The organism is Corynebacterium stationis (assembly GCF_001941345.1).
GTDB lineage: Bacteria > Actinomycetota > Actinomycetes > Mycobacteriales > Mycobacteriaceae > Corynebacterium > Corynebacterium stationis.
The window spans coordinates 2,195,777-2,215,587 of sequence record NZ_CP009251.1 but is presented as its reverse complement, the minus strand read 5'-3'; the positions used below and the strand labels follow the sequence as shown (position 1 = coordinate 2,215,587).

The following is a 19,811-nucleotide window of genomic DNA, read 5'->3' as shown; positions in this document are numbered from 1 at the left end:
GTTAGGCGGGCACCGCAGCCTAACCCTTTTACTCCGATCTTTAGGAAGTAGAACTCGGCGAAATATGAACAATCTCATCCGCCTCGTCGGTAGACGCATTGTGCTGCTGCCCATCATGGTGTTAGGAGTGACGTTTTTAGTATTCGTTCTGATGTCACTGTCGCCCATTGACCCCGCATATGCAGCGCTTGGTGAATCTGCCACCCCAGAAGCACTTGCCGCTTATCGTGAAACCAATGGTCTCAACGACCCGTGGTATGTCCAATTTGGCTCTTATATCACAGGAATGCTCCAGGGCGACCTGGGCGTCTACGGACAAGCCGGACTGCCTGTGGCAGATAAGGTCTTTGCAGCACTGCCAATTACCCTGCAGCTGACTTTCTTCGGTCTTATCATCGCCGTTTTGATTTCATTTCCGCTGGGAATTATTGCAGCACTGTTTCGTAACCGTTGGCCGGATCAGGTCATCCGGTTCTTCTCCGTCGTCTTCATTGCAACTCCTTCTTTCTGGTTGGCAATCCTTCTGGTGATGGCGTTTATCGGCACGCTGCCTGTTGCCGGCCCGCTGCCACAACTCATGGAAGACCCCGCTGGTTGGTTTGAGCGTATGTTGCTTCCGGCAGTCTCTCTCGCAGTTCCTGTTATTGGTCAGATGACCCGTATTGTGCGTACTTCCATGGTAGAAGAGCTCGATTCGGATTATGTTCGTACCGCGATCGGCGCTGGCATCCCGCGGAGCGTCGTAGTATCCCGCAATGTGTTGCGTAATGCGCTGATTACTCCAGTAACCGTGCTGGGTTTGCGCGTGGGCTACCTCATCGGTGGCGCGGTGGTCATTGAGATCATCTTCAACCTTCAAGGCATGGGCCGCGTGCTTATCGATGGCATTACCAATTCTTGGGTCAGCGTTGTCCAGGGGTCGGCGTTGGTTGTTGCTATTGCCTTCATCCTGGTCAACATCATTGTTGACGTGCTCTATGTACTGATTAACCCTCGAATTCGGGCGGTGTAAGAAAATGACTTCAAAGAAGCAAAAACTCCAAGCGATGGAAGACAACGCCGGTAAAGTGCGCTTTCGTCGGTGGAACGCAATGAGCTTGGGCTCAAAACTGTCGATTATCGTCTTGGGCATTGTTGCACTCAGCGCCATTCTGGCACCGCTGCTTGCGCCACATGATCCGCAGGCCATCACAATGAAGGGATTGCCGCCTTCAGCGGAAAATATCTTCGGCACTGATCATCTGGGTCGCGATGTTGCATCGCGTTTGCTCTATGGCGGGCGTTATTCAATGCTGGTGGGTTTGGCATCGACAGGCATTGCTCTTGCCATCGCCACGCTCTTAGGCTCTATTGCTGCGGTATCACGCCGGGCGATCGATGAGCTGATTATGCGCACCATGGACGTCATCATGTCCGTGCCTGCAATTGCTTTGGCCGCTGTATCCGTCGTCGTCTTTCGTGACCCCTCGAACCCCGAGGCGCTGATCTGGGTCATCATCGGCTCCATTGCCTTTGTCTATATCCCACAGCTCACCCGTATTGTTCGCGCGAATGTGCTTAGTGAATACGGCAAGGACTATGTCAATGCAGTCGTTGTCGCAGGTGCCCGCGCACCGTGGACTTTGTCGCGCCACGTCATGCGCAACTGTGCTGCACCAATCCTGGTGTTTGCCACGCTTCTTGTTGCTGACGCCATCATCCTCGAGGCATCTTTGACCTTTATTGGCGCAGGCCTGCAAGAACCAATCGCTACCTGGGGCAATATCTTGTCCGCTGCCCAGCCAGGCGTCCTGCGCGGCGAATGGTGGCAAGCGCTTTTCCCCGGCATCATGATCATGCTGACCGTGCTGTGTCTCAACATTGTCTCTGAAGGTATTACTGATGCCATGGTGGCAGCACCTACTGGCCCAGCTAAGACTAAGCCTTCTAAGCATGCTCAGCGTGAGCAGGACCGCCTGTTGGCTGATTCTGTTGCTGCACACGAAGCACAAAAAGAGGGACTGGCCAAGCGCATTGATGAGCTCAAACGCGTGGAGGGCTTGCGCGATGACCGTCAGATTCCACCTGAGGATTCCCCGGTGCTTTTGGAAGTCAAGAACTTGTGCATCAAGTTCCCACGCCACGGTGATGTCAACGTGGTGGACAATGTTTCCTTCACCGTGCGTAAGGGGGAAACCATGGCGCTGGTTGGTGAATCTGGTTGTGGTAAATCGATTACAGCCTTTGCGATTATGGGTCTGATTGATCCATCCGCAGAAGTCACCGGTGAAGCACTCTATGAAGGTCGCGACTTGCTGTCGATGCCGAAGAAAGAACGCCAGTCACTGCTTGGACACGAACTTGCCATGGTGTACCAGGATGCGTTGAGTTCCCTGAACCCAGGCATGCTGATTAAGTCGCAGATGAAGCAGCTGACCTCGCGCGGTGGTACCCGCAGCGCTGAAGACCTTTTGGAGCTTGTCGGTCTGGAGCCGAAGCGCACTTTGGAGTCTTATCCACATGAGCTCTCCGGTGGCCAACGCCAGCGCGTGCTCATTGCGATGGCACTGACCCGTGACCCGAAGCTGGTTATCGCGGACGAACCAACCACTGCGCTGGATGTGACCGTGCAGAAGCAGGTTATTGAGTTGCTCAATGATCTCCGTGACAAGCTCGGCTTTGCGATGATCTTCGTATCCCACGACTTGGCACTAGTTGCCGAAGTCGCCCACAAGGTCACTGTCATGTACGCCGGCCAGGTGGTAGAACAAGCAGAGAATGTGGAACTGCTGACTAACCCAGTCCATGAATACACCCGTGGTCTGCTCGGCGCTGTGCTATCTATTGAGGCATCCTCTGGTCGCCTACATCAGATTCCGGGCGTTGTTCCTTCCCCGAAGGACTTCCCATCCGGTGACCGCTTTGCCCCACGTTCATCGCATGCTGGATATGGGGAAGACATCACACCAGTGCGCACCAAGGTAGGCCCACCTGAAGCAGACCACACTTACGCTGCGATCCCCGATAAAGAAACTGGTGTCATCTCACCAGGCACACCTACCGAGCGCCTTAATACTCCGGAAGGAGCGTAACCATGCAATCTACGGATCAAAACCCAATCATTGAGCTGCGCGATATTGAGGTGAAGTTCAAGTCTCGCAACAGCGGCATCTTCAAGCCCTCCTATGTTCATGCCGTGCAAGGCGTGAACCTAAAAGTGCACGCAGGTGAAACCTTAGGGATCGTGGGGGAGTCAGGCTGCGGTAAATCCACAACTGCCAATGTCATGTGTGGATTACAGATTCCTACCGCAGGGCAAGTCTTTTTCCGCGGCCAGGAAGTATCCAAGCGCTCTGCCGCCGACCGCCGCAAAATTGGGCGCGTCGTGTCGGTTATTTTCCAGGATCCCTCGACTGCACTGAATGCGCGTATGACCGTCCACGATCAGCTCATTGATCCGCTAGAAATGCACAAGGTAGGCACCAAAGCAGAGCGTGAAGAACGCGTAGAGGAACTCATCTCTCGCGTGGGTCTTCCCACCTCAGCATTGGAAGCAATGCCCGGTCAGCTCTCCGGCGGTCAGCGCCAGCGCGTAGCTATTGCCCGTGCGCTGACCTTAAGTCCTGATGTCATCATCGCCGATGAGCCAACGTCTGCGCTGGACGTATCCGTGCGTGCGCAGATCCTGAACCTGCTCATGGACTTAAAAAATGATCTGGGTCTCTCCATGGTCTTTATCTCCCACGACATCCAAACCGTGCGTTATATCTCGGACCGTCTTGCTGTCATGAATGCTGGCAAGGTCGTGGAAGAAGGGCCAGCCGATGATTTGTTGACTAATCCACGTGATGAGTACACCCGCACGCTTTTGGGCGCCGCGCCTTCCTTACTCCACCCAGCAAATGTTGAGCTAGAACAGGCACAGTAGGTGAGCTATTCAGTGTCCGGTAATCCCGTGCGCGGCATCGTCATTGCTACGCACGGAGTAGGAGATAGCGCAGCCAGTCTGTCCGATATTGCCACCCATTTCGGTTCCTCTTTCCAGGTCTATCTTGTGGACCTGCTTGGTCATGGACATGCGCCCCGGCTGAGTGACGAGCAGCTACAAGATCCATTCGCGGCGGTAGCTGAGCATTTCGAGGGTGATCTCGCGCAGATTATCAACGCCGCGCCGGGCGGGTTGCCTGTCATTGTGCTGGGGCATTCTTTCGGCGGTGCGGTGGCAGCACATGTGGCCAGGCGCAATCCGCAGCTTATCGATGCCCTAGTGCTCGAAGACCCAGCCCTGCTCTCCGCAGCACAAGCACGCCGTTACCGTAAAGACGCCCCGCAGCTGGTGGCACGGATGCGCAAGCAGGGCGATGCTCCTGCCGAGGCCATTCGGGATCTACTGCCGAACTATCCTGCGTGGTCTGCTGCTGAGTACACCGGATGGGCACAGGCGAAAGCACTGGTTGATCCCAATCTTTTGGAAACGGGCGTGGTGGGAACAACTGTTAGTGGCACAGACGAGGAAGCCATTCTGCCCAACCTAACAATGCCAACGTTATTGCTGACTGGTGATGGGCACGATGCGCTTTTCGATGCCCACCGGTTGGACCAAGCTATTTCCTCACAGGTGGTAGAAGGTGCGATTATTTCTGGTGCCTCCCATACCGTGCGCCGGGATAAGTCCGCGGAATTCTTCGCCGCGGTGGATTCCTTCGTAGAGCGCGTCCTGCCACGCGAAGACTCTCCACGGAAGCCAAAAGCATTTATCCGCCCTGATCTGAAACTGCTCGCCGATAGCCTGCCGCCGCAGACCACCTGGGATGCACCGGCCATGCGAGCATCAGGTGAGGCACGGTATATCCCACACCGCTTTGCGCCGGGTTTTAGTGCTACCCAATTCAAGATGGTGCCTTATCTGGACTCGGCTGCGGCAACACGATTGGCCAAAGCAGGACCGTATGCGCAAACTGTCCGTGTCATCGCACACGACGATGTGCGCTGTGGGCGCATGGTGCCCACAGCCGTGTTCTTTTGTGTACACGGCGGCGGCTATCTGGGCGGCAAGCCTGAATATGACGACGTACGCCATGAAGCTTTAGTTCGGAAATTCCACCCTGCGGTAGCTATCTCACCCGAATACCGTTTATCACCTGAGCATCCCTATCCAGCAGGGGTCATCGATACGATTGCGGCCCTGGCTGAAACGGTCCGGCGTTATCCAGGTATTCCAATTATCGCCTACGGTGACTCCGCTGGTGCGGGTACCTTGGCGCAGGCTTTTGCCCGCTTGGAAGACTTCGCCCCGGAACACGAGGCGGAGATTCGCCAGCACGTCAGGTCATTTATCGCGGTAGAACCGTGCCTGGATCCGGCAATGCGCTCAGCATCGTGGGCAACCTATGCTGATGGACCGGTGTGGTACAAGAAGGCATCGGCGGCAGCCTGGGCTGGCTACACACCCGATAAGCCGCCAGTAACTGATCTGATACCGGCGGATAAGACACTGCTCCCGCCAACGCTTGTGGTAGTCAACCCTGCTGATCCTCTGCGGGATGAAGGAATCGACTGGGCCCGCAGACTGGCCGATAACGGCGTGAACACCGAGTTGCACATGTTCTCCGGAACAGTGCACGGGCTCGCCACCATCCCAGGCACCCCGTCATGGGAAACTTTGCTCAAGCTCATCGCGGACTTCCACCAGCAGCTTATTCTTCCAAGCTCTTAACGATACGCACCGTCTCCATAGCGACTCGCGTTACCTTGCCAATCAAATCAGCGATGTAGCGTGGGTTGCCAACTTCATCCGCCCAGTCATTCGGATCGTTGACGATTCCTGACGCCTTGTCCTTTTTTACCTGGTAGCGGTCAATAATCCACGCCAGCGCTGAGCGCGACCCCAGCATGTACTCATCAGCTTCTTCCGGAATATCAGTGATAGTGACGTACTTGTTGTACTTCAGTGTTGTCACATCGTTGATGTTCTTACCGGTCTCCGGATCTTTCTTCTTAGCCCACGCAAGCTTCGTAACACGCCAGGTCTCGCGGTCGGCCTCGTCGCCCGTGACCTTGAACGTCAGTGGCCAAGGCTCCGCATCTTCGTAATTGATATGCAGATCCATAAGCTCTTTGCCTGCGACCGCAAATTTATCGAACTCCGCCCGCGTCGCCGGCGTTTCAATATGCGGCAGCATTTTCTTCAAGTCAGCTGCATACTTCGTCCTGTATTCCGGATCATGCAGCTTTCCATACACAAAGTGGAAAATATCGTCGCCAGTAATATTCGACCCCAAAGTATCGCGGTAGAGCTTCTTAATCTCATCAGTAATGTTGTCGACGCGTCGGTATCCATCCTCTTCTTCACCAACTTGACCGTATATTGAGTTTTCTTGCTTCGAAAACGGGGAGTGTCCAGCTGCGAATAGGCCGCCATCGTCCGTTTCGATGCTTTGCCAGCTAAAACGGGTGAAAAATTGTCCAGGATTGCCTGCCCCAGCAATTGCAACTAAGTCAGGCATTAGAGTGGTGGCGTTCACAGTAAATGGAGCTGATGATGCGGGAGCTGAAACCAGGACTCCGATATTCTTATGAATTCGTGACGGAAACATCGAAGGTAGCCGATAGGTCATGTCGTTTAGGTCGGCGTGGAAGTACACGTATTGGCTTGTAAAAGGCCGGTAGAGAGCTGAGAACACCCTTTCTGGATTTACAACAATCTTATGTTGCTTACAGGCCAGCTTCTTAATTGTTCGATTCCATGAAATGCGTTTCGAATCCAGGAATTCAGAATGACCTCGCAGGAACAAATCAAAGTCTGCTTCGAGAGGTTTCGTGATTCCTTGCGCAGACGCCCACTGGGCAAAAATGTTTTTAGCGCTTTCGTACGTTTCTACTAGTTGCTCAAGGTTCGACAGGAGTTCTTGTTTAGTGTGTCCGTATGCCCAAGAATCTCGGCCTGTTGCTAGTCCTCGAGAATAGAGGTTGAAGAACTTTGTCTTTGGGGAATTCTTTTCTCCAACCACAGGCCAAGTCGCGAAGTCTTCGCTTCGCTGGTTGAGCCAGTCGCCATGTTCATTCGGCTCAATATTGGACCAGTCGATTGAACTTATCGATGAGGAGTCAACAATTTTGAGTTTTTCTTCGGCGGTGATATAGTCACCGATGTCACGGTAGTGAAGCCGGAATCTAGTCTTGTTGGGGTCTTTAATACCAATGGTTATGGCAATGGTGCTTCGCGAGCCAGACCCGAACACCTTGCCGCCCTCTTTGCGTGAAAGTTCACCAGCTGTGCGTTGGTTTCCCCTCAGGTTGAAGACGTAGATGTCTGAAAAGTCGTCTGCCAGTGTCAGGCGAATGCCGTCTCCGGTATTGCCGTCGAGCCACCCACCATTGGAAACGAATGCGACAACGCCCTGATTACCAATGCGGTCAGTCGCCCAACGGAATGCACGCAAATATGAGTCGTACAAGGAATTCTTGTTGGTGGCCGTCGACTTTGCTGCATAAGTCTCTGCAATCCGCTTATCCAGAGTCGGGTATTTCACGTTCGCATTATTGTCGTTAGCGGACTTTTGACCAGCTGAGTAGGGCGGATTGCCGATGATGACGTTGATCGGCGCAGCCTTCTGACGTTCAATGCGCTGGTTATTGTTCTTGAAAACGTCCATGTCGAGGATGTCGCCATCTTCGTGGATTTGGAAAGTATCAGCAAGCGCAATGCCATCGAAAGGCACGTAGTCCGGCTCTGGTCCGCCATTGCGAAGTGCTGCTTCAGCGCGCAGTGCGTTGTACGTTGTTTCAATGTTTACGGCGGAAACGTAGTACGCAAGCAGCATGATCTCCGTAGCAAAAAGCTCATTGGCGTATTTACGAGCCATGTCTTCCGGCTTGATGAGGCCGGACTGCAAAAGCCGAACCATAAACGTCGACGTGCCGGCGAAAGGATCGAGGATGCAGACACCTTCATCGGTAAGTCCTTTGCCAAAATGCATCTTGGATACGTCATCGGCGGCGCGGAGAATAAAGTCGACGATCTCTACCGGGGTGTAGACAATACCGAGTGATTCAGCCTGCCTCTTAAACGCCTTTTGGAAGAAACGCTCGTAGAGTTCCTTAATGACCTGCTGCTTACCGGATGCTGAGGACACCTCCGAAGCACGCACACGAACAGACTCGTAGAATTTCTCGAGTGAATCGGTTTCGGTCTCCAGGTTGGCTTCTTCGAGAATATCGGCCATGCGCTGCATGACCTGCGCAACTGGGTTATGCGCCGAGAAGTCATACTCAGTAAATAGAGCGTCGAAGACTGGTGCTGTGATCAGGTGCTGCGACAACATGCTGATGGCTTCATCATCAGTAATCGAGTCGTTGAGATTGCCGCGCAAGCCTTCTACGAAGCGGTCGAATTCCTTTCGGAGTTTCGGATTAGCGCCATCGACGAGAACCTTGATGCGGGTGATCTGCGACTGCGCAATTGTTGCAACGTCGTCAGCCCAGTCTTCCCAGTAGGTACGGGTACCGACCTTGTCCACGAGTTTCGTGTACATGGCTTCTTGCCACTGTTCTAAAGAAAACAGCGCAACCTGCTGCGCTAGGGAGCCTTCATCGTAAGCGGCATCTGCCTTGCGGGCATCATCGGCATTAAGCTTCTTCTTTGGATCCTCGACTGGCTCTACCTGGATTGGTAGGTCATCCATGGTTCCTTCATTCAGCGCAATGGAGTTCACCTTCGCATTGAAACGATCATCGTGTGCGCGAAGCGCGTTGAGAATCTGCCAGACCACTTTGAAGCGGGTGTTGTCATTTAAGGCCTGCGAAGGACTCACCCCAGGCGCAACCGCGACCGGAAGAATGATGTAGCCGTAGTCCTTGCCTTCGGCCTTTCGCATGACACGTCCGACAGACTGAACCACATCCACCATCGAATTACGTGGGTTAAAGAAAATGACAGAGTCGAGGCCTGGAACATCGACGCCCTCAGAAAGACAGCGTGCGTTGGTCAGCACTCGCGATTCAATGGACGGCATGTCCGCCTCAAGCCAGGAAATACGGGAGGAGCGCTGAAGAGCATTCATTGTTCCGTCAACATGCTCAGCGCAAATCTCGAGGTCCAAGTTCTGTTCATCTGCGCCAGATAGTGCCTGGTGCTCAAGCAGTTGAGCTTTGTGAGTCTCAATTAGCGAAGGAAAGGACTCAGCAATTTGCTTGGAGGCCTTGATATCCTTCGCGAATGCAACAGTACGTTGCATGGGGGAAGCACCAATTTCGAAACCGTCTTTTTGCCCCTGAAGCTTGCCCGAACGTTTTGCGAGAGCATTCCACGCGCCAATCATCGCGGAGGCAGTTGTCAGGTTGATATCTGGGCTCGGTGCTGAGGCGAGAGCTTCCGCGGCGACATCTTCGTCGACGGTCATTACGAGGACCTTGTAATCCGTCAGCAGTCCTTTTTCAACGGCCTCTCCGAAACCAAGACGATGGAACTCTGCTCCATAGATGGCCTCATCATCCATGGAGGCTAGCTCAGCAGAGTGCTCTGCAGCTTTGCCCTTAATGGAATCATCGAAAAGGCGAGGAGTTGCAGTCATATACAGACGTTTGTCTGCCTTGATGTAGTCCTCATCGTGGACGCGAACGAAGTTGGACGCGTCTTCCCCGGCAAGTGTTACACCTGTAGTGCGGTGAGCCTCATCGCAGATGATTAGGTCAAACTCGTCCAATCCTTGCTTTTGTGCTTCGTGCACTGCTGGGAGGGATTGGTACGTGGAGAAAACCACATGTAAACCTTGAGCACGCTTACCGCTGGCAAACGTACTGGCAATCATCTCACCATTGGTGGAGACCGGTACTTCTAAATCATGCGGAGCGATATCTTCCGCTGCGCGACCAACCTTGGTATCTGAACATACCGCGAAGCAACGTAGATCCATCGTGGACTGGGCAGTCCACTCACGAAGAGTCTGGGAAAGTAGCGCGATAGAGGGGACGAGGAATAGGACACGTGCCTTGTTGCCATTCTCTTTCGCGTATTCCTCAGCCAATCGCAGCGACGTAAAAGTCTTGCCCGTGCCACAAGCCATAATCAGCTTGCCGCGGTCATGGTTTTCAAACCCAGTCATCACTTTGTCGATTGCCTCGACCTGGTGCTTCCGGGGCGCGAAAGCTTCTTTCCGAGAAAGATTAATTTGAATCTCGGAACCAGGGAAGGCCACATCCCAGTTCACTGGTGCCGTAGCGATATCAGCCATACCGATGCGGCTGGTCTCAATCATCTGGTTTTCGAGTGCTTCTTCGGCATTCTTGGACCATTTGTCCGTAGTGGAGATGATGTAGCGATGAGAGAAGTGCTCTTTGCCCTTCTCCGTCTCGAAAGAATGCCCACTGGCCTCAAAGAACGAGTCAATGTGGCTCTTTTGAATACTGGTGGTTTCTTTATAGAACTTCGCTTGGATAGCTACCCAGCTATCGTCATCAATGCGGTGTGCCACCAAGTCGATGCCGGTATCTGCTTTGCCTCCGTTATAGCGCCAGTCGCCCCAGCGATAGACCTCATCAAATTGGCTGGCAAGCGTCGGAGCAGTACGGAAGAAATTCACCATCAATTTCTCAAAAGCAATACCGTACTTGCCCTGAGGCTGATTTTCGCGGAGCTGTTCCAGCACGTCACCAAATGCAGTCATAGAGTCATTATCTATGAAACCACTCCGATGTGTTCCATAAGGGGAGGGGTGACTCGTCACTTTCGGATTCTTTAAATCGAAATGACACCCTGCGTTGTCATATAGTTCACGCAGGGTGAAACTTCGCCAAAGATATACGCACGGGCGAGAAGCTCATTAAACCTGTCTGAGACCGTGGGGTCGTCTTCACGAAATGGGACTGTCAAAATTTGTCCTTGTGGTAGGACCAAAAGATTTGCGGCAAGAAGTGCAGTGCGCTTGTTGCCATCCCGAAATGGCTGCGCTTTCGCGAGCACAACAAACAGGTTCGCTGCGGCGTCGGCAGGCGAAAGAGCTGAGACCGAGTCGATGATAGTTCGCAGCGTTTTCTCATCAGCTGCGGGAGGGCGGTGGCCACCAAACCGGGTGGGCACTCCAAAAATGTCGTGCTCCCTGCGAAGCTGGCCCGGATGGAGGGCACCCCAACGCGTCATCGCCTTATTGATAGCGATGATGACTTCTGGGGTGAGGGGAGTGCCAGAATTATGGAATGAGATGAGGGGTTCGGTTGCATCGCTCAGATCGCTGAGCAATTCAAGATCAGCGCGGCTGGTGATTCCGCGAAGATCGCCAGTGGTGATGAAAGCGTGCGTGGACTGGCGGTCGCATCGGAGATTCTCGAAAACCTTGCCGGCGGTGAAGATGACATCGACTAGGACTGGCTTATCGACCATGGACGTCCCTTGGTTCAAGTGCGATCATAATGTGATCAGTACACGTTCTCAGATGAGGTTTTCGTAGAGAAAACCTGCTGTGGCCTGCGTGCCCCCAGTAGGACTCGAACCTACGACACACGGGGTAGAAGCCCGTTGCTCTAATCCGCTGAGCTATGGAGGCAATCGTAAAACTCACGACCGTGGAACTAGCTTCTAGGTCGTGCGGATTTACCAGAGGTGATTTTAACCTATGACCTTTAAAAATTATCAACTGGTGGGGAATATCAGGTGTGACGGAGTCGATCCTTGCCATTTATGAGGCCTGAGCTTGGCTCAGTAGACTAAGGGCCATGTCGATGACCTCGCAGCAATCGCCGGCAAACCCCGCGGTCGCACCGAAAAGCACTGTTCGTTCCTCGTGGCCCATCTACGTGGGTGCAGCGCTCATCGCTGGTGTAGTCGGTGGGTTTATCTCTTTGTTCTTCCTCGCGGACTCTTTGGCCGCGTTGGGTATCCCTGACCCTGGAAGACTGACCACGTTTGGTTTGCCATTTTTCCGCGGTATCGCCTGGATTTTGATTGCGCTGTCCATCGGTTCATTTTTGACCACGGCATTTTTCCTTAACCCTGATATCCCAGACAAGGATAATTCCAGGTTGCATGAGGCACGGTTGACGGTGGATGGGTTTATCGCCAAGCGAACTGGCGCTTTTGCCGCCTTTAGTGTGGCTCTGATTGCCTTGCTGGAAGCGCCTTTGGTCATGTCAGATGTCTCCGGCACACCCTTGGTGCAGGTGCTGAATCTGCAAATGATGTCGATGGCTTTGGAACAAGTAGCCACGGCCCAAGTCTGGGTGATTACCGCCGTGATTGCTGTCGCCGTGGGCATCTTGGCGCTCGTCAGCAGCAAATGGGCCATGCAACCTGTGCTCTTTGTGCTGTCGGTGTTGATGATTGTCCCGCTCGGGATGGAAGGCCACTCAGCTTCTGGTGGTGACCACGATTACGGCACCAACTCCTTTTTATGGCACCTGTTGTTTATGGCGCTGTGGATCGGTGGCATTCTAGGTCTTATCGCCCACGGGCGACGCTTGGGTCCTGATATGACCATGGCGGTGCGACGCTATTCCACCATTGCTCTGGTCGCTGCTGGCGCGATGACAATTTCGGGGCTTGTCAACGCAGCCATCCGCATTGAATTCTCCGACTGGTTTACCACCCGCTACGGACTCATTATCGTCACCAAGACAGCACTGACGTTGCTGTTGGTCTTCTTCGGATTCGTACACCGTCAACTGACCATCCCGCAGCTGAAGAAGAAGCCGCAACTATTTTTGCGCGTTTCCATCGTGGAAGTAGCCGTGATGGCCGCTACCGCAGGCGTTGCCATCACCATGGGCCGAACCCCGCCGCCACCACCGCGCGACCCGAACCTTAACTCCATGCAAATTGTCATGGGCTATCAACTCACCGAAGCACCCTCGATGGGTAATATGCTCACGCAATTCCGCTTCGACATCTTATTTGGCACCATCGGACTCATCCTCGCCGCGCTTTATGCTTATGCGTTGTGGAAGCTGCGCCAGCGCGGCCTTTCCTGGTCGGCTGGACGCACGACGTGGTGGATGCTGGGCTCCTTGGGCTTGACCGTCTATATGTCCACGGGCTTGGGTATGTATATCCCCGCGACCTATTCCATGCACATGCTGGGGCACATGGCCTTGTCGATGGTCTTCCCGCTCCTTATGTGCTTGGGCGCGCCGCTGACTTTGATTCTGGAAGCTTTTGAACCTGGACGCCCCGGAAAGCCCACTATCCATGATTGGGCAGTGGCGCTGACGCATTCGAAGATTTTGGCGTTTATCACCCACCCCATTGTCAATGTCTTGCAATTCTTGTTCTTCTTCTACGTCCTATACATGTCCTTTGACCTGTACCAAACGGCAAACTCTGAACATGCAGGTCACGTGATTATGAACTTCACGTTCTTAATCTCTGGCTATATCTACTTCTGGGAAGTCGTAGGCCCCGATCCGCTGCCGAAGCGCGCGCACACCCCAATTCGGTTGGCTATCCTATTTGCATCTATGCCAATTCACCTGTTTATGGGTGTCTACCTCATGCAGCTGACAGAAATCATGGGTCTGCAGTATTACCTGTCCCTGGAGATTCCGTGGGACCATGACTTCCTCCAGGACCAGAAAGTCGGCGGCGGTATTGCCTGGGGGTTTGGCCAGTTCCCGTTGGCAATTGTCTTTGCCAAACTTGCGATTGAATGGCTTCGCGAAGACCGCTCAGAATCGAAGTTCTACGACGCTAAAGCAGATGTCGACGGCGATGCGGACATGGAGGAATACAACCGCATGTTGGCTGAGCTTAATAAAGGTGGTAACCAGGGATATTTTCGCCAGCAATAAACTATGAAGCAGTTCATGCTTCGCATCCGCCGCCGCTCGCCCTTAATTGGGGCAGCGGCGGCGTTGCTGTGAGGTGGGGAAAGAGCGTGCCTGTGGATAACTTAGGTGTTTATGTGACGTGTCAGCGTAGTTATCCACAGGTTTTTCGCGTTGGGGTTTTGCTTCCTTGCGTTGGCAGGAAAGATGGGTTTTAAGAGCAAACGCTCGGTAAATCACAACACGTTAAGGAAAAATCTCATGTCTCAATACCCAATCACCATTACCGGAAACCTGACCGACGACCCTTTCGTTACAAAATTCAGCAGCGACAAAGTTAATACCCGTTTGCGCATTGCTTCTTCACGTCGCACCCGCCATACCAACTCCAACGGTGAATTTGAATGGCGCGATAGCGATACCGTGTATATCAATATCGAACTATGGGGACAGTTGGCCATTAATACTTCTAAGTCTTTAAAGAAGGGCATGCCGGTTATCGCCTTGGGCTCTTTGTGCACTGATACCTGGACCGATAATGAAACCCAAAAGCAACGCGAACGCACTTACATGCGCGGCCTGCAGGTCGGCATTGATATGAACCGCTACATTGTGGCTTCACAACGCATGGATGCTTTGCACACTCCAGAGGGGATGGTGCTCAACTCCGGTTCGGAGGCGTTGCACATTAATAAGGACTACACCGTGGATAAGGATGAGGTCATTGATGAAACCGGAGTCGAAGAAGTAGTGCCTGCTTCTTTCGATGACCCACGCGAAGCTGAGGCGGAAAAGGAGAAAGCAGCGGTAGCGAACTTCTAAGAAAAATTGTCCCGAGTCTCATTCGATGCTGTTAATTACAGCGTCGGCCATTACAGTGGTGCGTGGAGAATTTCAGATTGAGAAATTAGTCTTTGCCGCATTTTCTGCTCCATAATGGTGGTTATGAGCCGTATCCTGCGCTTGCTACTGGCTAATGCTGGTGGCAGGCGTTCATTTATTTAGTCAGTCGGGTACGCTTTGTGGTGATAAAACTCGAAAATTAAGGGAGTGACATGGGCGAGTTCATCTATACGATGAAAAACGTGCGTAAAGCCATCGGCGACAAGGTCATTTTGGACAATGTCACCATGGCTTTCTACCCAGGCGCAAAGATTGGTGTTGTAGGTCCCAACGGCGCGGGTAAGTCTTCGATTCTGAAGATTATGGCTGGTCTGGACCAGCCTTCCAACGGTGAGGCATTCCTGGATCCAGGTGCTACCGTCGGCATTCTGCAGCAGGAACCACCACTGAACGAAGAAAAGACAGTGCGTGAAAACGTTGAAGAGGGTCTTGGTGAGATCTTCGAAAAGAAGCAGCGTTTTGAAGCCATTGCAGAAGAAATGGCTACCAACTACACCGATGAGCTCATGGATGAAATGGGCAAGCTGCAAGAGGAACTCGACGCAGCAGATGCATGGGAAGTAGATTCCAAGATCGAGCAGGCAATGGAAGCATTGCGCTGCCCGCCTTCCGATGCCCCAGTGACCAAGCTTTCCGGTGGTGAGCGCCGCCGCGTTGCTTTGGCGAAACTGCTGTTGAGCGAGCCAGACCTGCTGCTGCTCGATGAGCCTACTAACCACTTGGATGCTGAATCCGTGCAGTGGTTGGAAAAGCACCTAGAAAACTACCCAGGCGCTGTTCTGGCCGTTACACACGACCGCTACTTCCTTGACCACGTAGCGGGTTGGATCTGTGAGGTTGACCGCGGCAAGCTGTACCCATACGAAGGCAACTACTCCACCTACTTGGAGAAGAAGGCCGAGCGTTTGGAAGTAGCGGGCAAGAAGGATGCCAAGCTGCGTAAGCGTCTGAAGGACGAACTGGCATGGGTTCGTTCCGGTGCGAAGGCACGTCAGGCAAAGAACAAGGCGCGTCTGGAGCGCTACGAGGAAATGGCTGCCGAGGCTGAGCAGTACAAGAAGCTGGACTTTGAAGAAATCCAGATTCCTACTCCACCACGTCTGGGCAACAAGGTTGTTGAAGCTAAGAACCTGACCAAGGGCTTTGACGGCCGCACCCTGATTAAGGACCTGTCGTTTACGCTGCCTCGTAACGGCATCGTCGGCGTTATTGGCCCGAACGGTGTTGGTAAGACGACCTTGTTCAAGACGATTGTTGGCTTGGAAGAGCCAGACGCTGGTTCCGTTGACGTTGGCGAGACCGTTCAGCTGTCCTACGTGGATCAGAACCGTGCAAACATCGATCCGGAATCAACCGTGTGGGAAGTAGTCTCTGAAGGTTTGGACTACATCACCGTCGGCCAAAACGAGATGCCATCGCGTGCATACCTCTCGGCATTCGGTTTCAAGGGCCCAGATCAGCAAAAGCCATCCAAGGTGCTCTCCGGTGGTGAGCGTAACCGCTTGAACTTGGCTTTGACCTTGAAAGAGGGCGGAAACCTGATTCTGCTCGATGAGCCTACCAACGACCTGGACGTTGAAACGCTTGGTTCTTTGGAGAACGCGCTTGAGAAATTCCCTGGCTGTGCTGTGGTCATTTCTCACGACCGTTGGTTCCTGGACCGCACCTGTACCCACATCTTGGCGTGGGAAGGCAACGTTGAAGAAGGCCAGTGGTACTGGTTCGAGGGTAACTTCGGCGACTACGAGAAAAACAAGATTGAGCGCCTCGGCGAAGATGCCGCTCGTCCTTCCCGTGTGACCCACCGCAAGCTGACTCGTTAGTGTTAGGTGGTGGGAAGTCTATTTTCTACCACTTAGAACCTCGATAAACTAGAAGCGATAGTGCACGGAAGATGTGTACTATCGCCTCTTGTTTAATTAGACCTATTAATGTTTTGATTTGACCAGGTTAGCGCCAGTTTTCAGGCATGTTTTGCACGCGAAGGTGCAGGCATTGTCTGAGGCTGGTTTAACCGGGAAATAAACCCAAGGAGTATCGCCGCCCTATGGCTTCAGATTCCATCCACACTCACCACATTCCGGTTCGCTGGTCTGATTTTGACCGCTATGGTCACATCATGAATGCGAACTACGTGGAAATCGCCCAGGAAGCGCGCCTGGCTTTTGCAGAAGATAAATTCTATTCACAGGATATTGATTTTGCAGCTTTCGTTCGCCACCTTGATGTGGACTTCCGCAAACCAATTGAGCCCGAAGGAAATGCGGAACTGCTCATTGAGTCACAGGTTGTAGAAGTCGGCAACACTTCTTTTGTCACCCGTCAGGAAATCAAAGATAAGCACGGTCGTACCGCTTGTGTAGTTGAGTGCGTACAGGTTGCGGTTGACCTCGATACGCAGATGCCACGTACTTTGACTGAGCAAGAGCGGGAGATTTTGCTCAACATCGGCCAAACCAAGGTTGAAGAAAAGAAGCCAGGCGCCGCTGAGGCTGACTTGGGCTTGGGTGAAATTGGTTACGACGACTAACCCTTCACCGCGCTCGAGCTAGAGTCGGTAGGGAAGTGAATTACTTAAAACCTACAACAAGACTCAGGAGACGCACTATGGATGAAGTATTGATGCTGCACGGCGGCGGAGCGGGGATGGTTTCTTTCCTCGCCCGGGTGACGGGCATTGATGCCACAGCTATGGTGCGTCTTCGTCAATTAACCGATGGCTCCGATGGCCAAGCACCCGTAGTCGATGTCTTTGCCACGACGCCGTTTGAAGTGGTTGCGGCACGGCGCCTGCAAGGTGTGATTAGCCGCGATGGCGCCGTCGTTGGCGCGGATACAATGCTCGAAGCCCTGAACTCTACCGACTTTGCGGCTGCAAGCTCGGATTCTCCGATTGAACTAAACTTGGGCCGCCCGCGTGACCCATCCTGGCCGGGTGCACTGCCGCCTGCCACGGGGTTCAAACTCATTGATAATTTGCCGGTGGATGTCGCACGGCACCTATCTGATGAGGGACAAAAGCTCGCGCGCCAGTTCTCTGGTCCCATGGGGCCACCGCAGAGTCTCATGAACCAAAAGGTCATTACCGCCTCGTCTGAGGACGTGAGCGTCGAGATTCCCATGCGCATGGTTTTTGCCTGCACCAATTTAGGTCTGATCCCAAACTTTGCCGCGCCGATGGATGTGCCGCGCCATTTGCGTATCTCGGGGCTTGGTCGCTGGGTGCGCTTGGATGCGGCTTTTGGTTCGGTGTATCACTCGAACCGGCTGTCGCTGTTTTAAATCAAAGGTTGCGCTGGCAAGAGTTCTCTGTGGATTTTCCCAAAGGACCGGTTGCGCGCGGTTGCGGGTCTTCTCCGGCGAGAAAGACGCGGTGGTAAGACCCTGTATGCCGCTGAAGTTGGAGCTTTTCGACGCCGGCGCGGACTACTTAGCTGGTCTAGTAACAACCGATGCGCACGGTATGGAACAAGCCCGTGGCGCTATTCGATTTCCCGGGATGATGGACAACGGCCTCCGCGGGGATCAATTTAGCCCGGGCACAAGTTACCCGGGCATTGTTTCAGCTTTGAGCGCCTAGCGAGCATACAGCTAATCCTGGCGATTAACTCCTCGATGCGTTATTTACTAAGGAGCTTTATTGATGAGCATCCCTGCTAGCTGGTTCATGTGCTGCCAAATCATCTGGCGATAAGCCTGCGGGAGTGTTTCTTCATCAATCTGGTCTAGAGAATTTTTCATCAGTTCCAGCCAGCGGTCATGCGCTGCCATATCGATGGGAAACTTCGCGTGACGCAGGCGCATCCGGGGCGCGCCGCGGTTTTCATTAAATAGCGGCGGACCGCCCCAATACTGCGACAAAAACCATGCGAGGCGTTCTTCTGCGCCCGCCATGTCATCTTCGGGGTACATTGGCCCCAAAATGTCATCGTCGGGAACCTGAGCGTAAAAGCCCGAAACAATCTTGCGGAATGTGGGCATCCCACCAATTGCCTCATACACGCTGCCAGGGGTAGTCATGAGCTATTCCTCGTCCTTTTCCAGTTGTGGAGCAGTGATACCAATACCATACGGGTAAGGGGTAGTAACGCCTGCATCATTCATGGAATTTAACACGCGGCCCTGCATAATGCGCTGGACCTGCCACTGCGAACCAGGCAGCGTCTTGACCGTCACGCGGAAAGACAGATAGTCCGGCTGGAAGTCGGAGACGCCGTTGACCACGGGTTTATCGAGAAGCAACTCTGCGACCTCGGGGCTTTTGGCAATTTTCTGCACGCTATCTTCAATGACCTCAAAAGCCTTTTCGGTGTCATTAGACAAGCCCACGGGGACCTGAATACGTGCGACGGAGAATTCATCCGAGTGGTTAGCAACCTTCAGGATTTCGCCATTGCGGATGTACCACAACGCGCCATCCATATCGCGCACGGTGGTAATGCGTAGCGTGATTTCTTCAACATCACCAAACACGCCGTCGCCCAAATCGATGGTGTCACCAATGCCGTACTGGTCTTCCAACAGCATGAAAATGCCGGAGAGGAAGTCCTTGACCAAGGACTGCGCACCAAAACCAAGCGCAACACCTAAGACACCTGCGGATGCAATCAGCGGAGCAATGTTCACGCCGACCTGATCCAATATAGCTAACGCAGCCCAACCCCAGACGACGATTGCCGCGGCAGAGGCCGCGACCGCGGCAAGGGTTTTAATGCGCGAGATACGGCGGTTTTCACGCGATTTATCAATGGAGCGAAGCTGCTTTTCCTGTTTATCTTTTTGCTTCTTGCTGAGTGCACCTGGCAGCCCAATCTTATTGATGGGATTAGAGCGCGTGCCCTTCTTCTCTATGGAAGACTTCGCCAGCTTGTTGATGGCGCGCCTGGAAACCCAATGCAGAATCAACGCAACGATAATGATGACGCCGATTTTAATAGGGCGTTCAATCAGCCACTCTTTGGTTGCGGGATCCGCCCACCAATTCGTGACATCAGCTACGGCTTGGCTGGCAGAAGCAAGCACGGTTGCATCTGCGAATACGGGGGATGAAGACAAAAATGATCACAGCCTTTCGTTCGGTTAGTTGGCTCATTGAATTCTGTGGAAATTTTCTACCCTACCGATGGTAATTATTACGCCTTATTCTTTCCTGTGTGCACATGGCGCATGTTTGCTGC

Annotated in this window: 14 protein-coding genes and 1 tRNA gene; 10 read left to right on the top strand and 5 right to left on the bottom strand. The window is 53.3% G+C overall.

Going from position 1 to position 19,811, the window contains the following annotated elements; all coding sequences use genetic code 11:
- The first annotated feature begins 64 nt into the window (after nt 1–64).
- From CSTAT_RS10305 to CSTAT_RS10290, 4 genes are read left to right on the top strand one after another with little or no spacing between them, the layout of a single operon-like run.
- Nucleotides 65–1,012 (top strand): ABC transporter permease, encoded by a 948-nt coding sequence (locus CSTAT_RS10305; protein ID WP_066795884.1) that lies wholly within the window; start codon nt 65–67, stop codon nt 1,010–1,012.
- Between the two features lie 4 nt (nt 1,013–1,016).
- Complete coding sequence (locus tag CSTAT_RS10300; protein WP_075723393.1) at nt 1,017–3,071, top strand: dipeptide/oligopeptide/nickel ABC transporter permease/ATP-binding protein; 2,055 nt, start codon at nt 1,017–1,019, stop codon at nt 3,069–3,071.
- Nucleotides 3,072–3,073: 2 nt separating this feature from the next.
- Nucleotides 3,074–3,907 carry an ABC transporter ATP-binding protein gene (locus tag CSTAT_RS10295; RefSeq protein WP_066795878.1) on the top strand — a complete coding sequence of 278 codons (834 nt, stop codon included), beginning with the start codon at nt 3,074–3,076 and terminating at the stop codon, nt 3,905–3,907.
- Entirely contained in the window at nt 3,908–5,695 is a 1,788-nt protein-coding gene (locus tag CSTAT_RS10290) for an alpha/beta hydrolase (protein ID WP_075723391.1), read from the top strand. It begins immediately after the preceding gene.
- On the opposite strand, the gene CSTAT_RS10285 is transcribed toward CSTAT_RS10290, so the two are convergent.
- The 3 genes from CSTAT_RS10285 to CSTAT_RS10275 all read right to left on the bottom strand — a co-directional run bounded on the left by CSTAT_RS10285 (nt 5,676) and on the right by CSTAT_RS10275 (nt 11,519).
- Nucleotides 5,676–10,643 (bottom strand): DEAD/DEAH box helicase, encoded by a 4,968-nt coding sequence (locus CSTAT_RS10285; RefSeq protein ID WP_075723390.1) that lies wholly within the window; start codon nt 10,641–10,643, stop codon nt 5,676–5,678. The two genes, CSTAT_RS10290 and CSTAT_RS10285, sit on opposite strands and share 20 nt — an antisense overlap.
- Nucleotides 10,644–10,714: 71 nt before the next feature.
- Complete coding sequence (locus CSTAT_RS10280) at nt 10,715–11,356, bottom strand: Fic family protein (protein ID WP_075723388.1); 642 nt, start codon at nt 11,354–11,356, stop codon at nt 10,715–10,717.
- 89 nt (nt 11,357–11,445) lie between these two features.
- Nucleotides 11,446–11,519: transfer RNA gene (locus tag CSTAT_RS10275), tRNA-Arg, on the bottom strand.
- Nucleotides 11,520–11,688: 169 nt separating this feature from the next.
- On the opposite strand from CSTAT_RS10275, the gene CSTAT_RS10270 reads away from it, so the two are divergent.
- The 6 genes from CSTAT_RS10270 (at nt 11,689) to CSTAT_RS10245 (ending at nt 18,214) form a co-directional block, all read left to right on the top strand.
- Nucleotides 11,689–13,755 carry a bifunctional copper resistance protein CopD/cytochrome c oxidase assembly protein gene (locus tag CSTAT_RS10270; RefSeq protein ID WP_083640827.1) on the top strand — a complete coding sequence of 689 codons (2,067 nt, stop codon included), beginning with the start codon at nt 11,689–11,691 and terminating at the stop codon, nt 13,753–13,755.
- A gap of 237 nt (nt 13,756–13,992) precedes the next feature.
- Nucleotides 13,993–14,553 carry a single-stranded DNA-binding protein gene (locus CSTAT_RS10265; protein ID WP_075723384.1) on the top strand — a complete coding sequence of 187 codons (561 nt, stop codon included), beginning with the start codon at nt 13,993–13,995 and terminating at the stop codon, nt 14,551–14,553.
- Between the two features lie 233 nt (nt 14,554–14,786).
- Nucleotides 14,787–16,457, top strand: coding sequence for an energy-dependent translational throttle protein EttA (ettA, locus tag CSTAT_RS10260; RefSeq protein WP_066795864.1), 1,671 nt, complete (start codon nt 14,787–14,789; stop codon nt 16,455–16,457).
- A gap of 224 nt (nt 16,458–16,681) precedes the next feature.
- Nucleotides 16,682–17,164, top strand: coding sequence for an acyl-CoA thioesterase (locus CSTAT_RS10255; RefSeq protein WP_066795862.1), 483 nt, complete (start codon nt 16,682–16,684; stop codon nt 17,162–17,164).
- 77 nt (nt 17,165–17,241) lie between these two features.
- A complete protein-coding gene (locus CSTAT_RS10250; protein WP_066795860.1) occupies nt 17,242–17,916 on the top strand; it encodes a DUF8185 domain-containing protein in 675 nt (224 codons plus the stop codon).
- Nucleotides 17,917–18,022: 106 nt separating this feature from the next.
- Entirely contained in the window at nt 18,023–18,214 is a 192-nt protein-coding gene (locus tag CSTAT_RS10245) for a hypothetical protein (RefSeq protein ID WP_156845119.1), read from the top strand.
- 47 nt (nt 18,215–18,261) lie between these two features.
- On the opposite strand, the gene CSTAT_RS10240 is transcribed toward CSTAT_RS10245, so the two are convergent.
- Together CSTAT_RS10240 and CSTAT_RS10235 are read right to left on the bottom strand one after the other, a co-directional pair.
- Entirely contained in the window at nt 18,262–18,654 is a 393-nt protein-coding gene (locus CSTAT_RS10240; RefSeq protein ID WP_066795855.1) for a globin domain-containing protein, read from the bottom strand.
- A gap of 3 nt (nt 18,655–18,657) precedes the next feature.
- The gene (locus tag CSTAT_RS10235) at nt 18,658–19,689 is read right to left on the bottom strand and encodes a mechanosensitive ion channel family protein (RefSeq protein ID WP_066795853.1); all 1,032 of its coding nucleotides are present in this window, start codon (nt 19,687–19,689) and stop codon (nt 18,658–18,660) included.
- Nucleotides 19,690–19,811 lie beyond the last annotated feature (122 nt).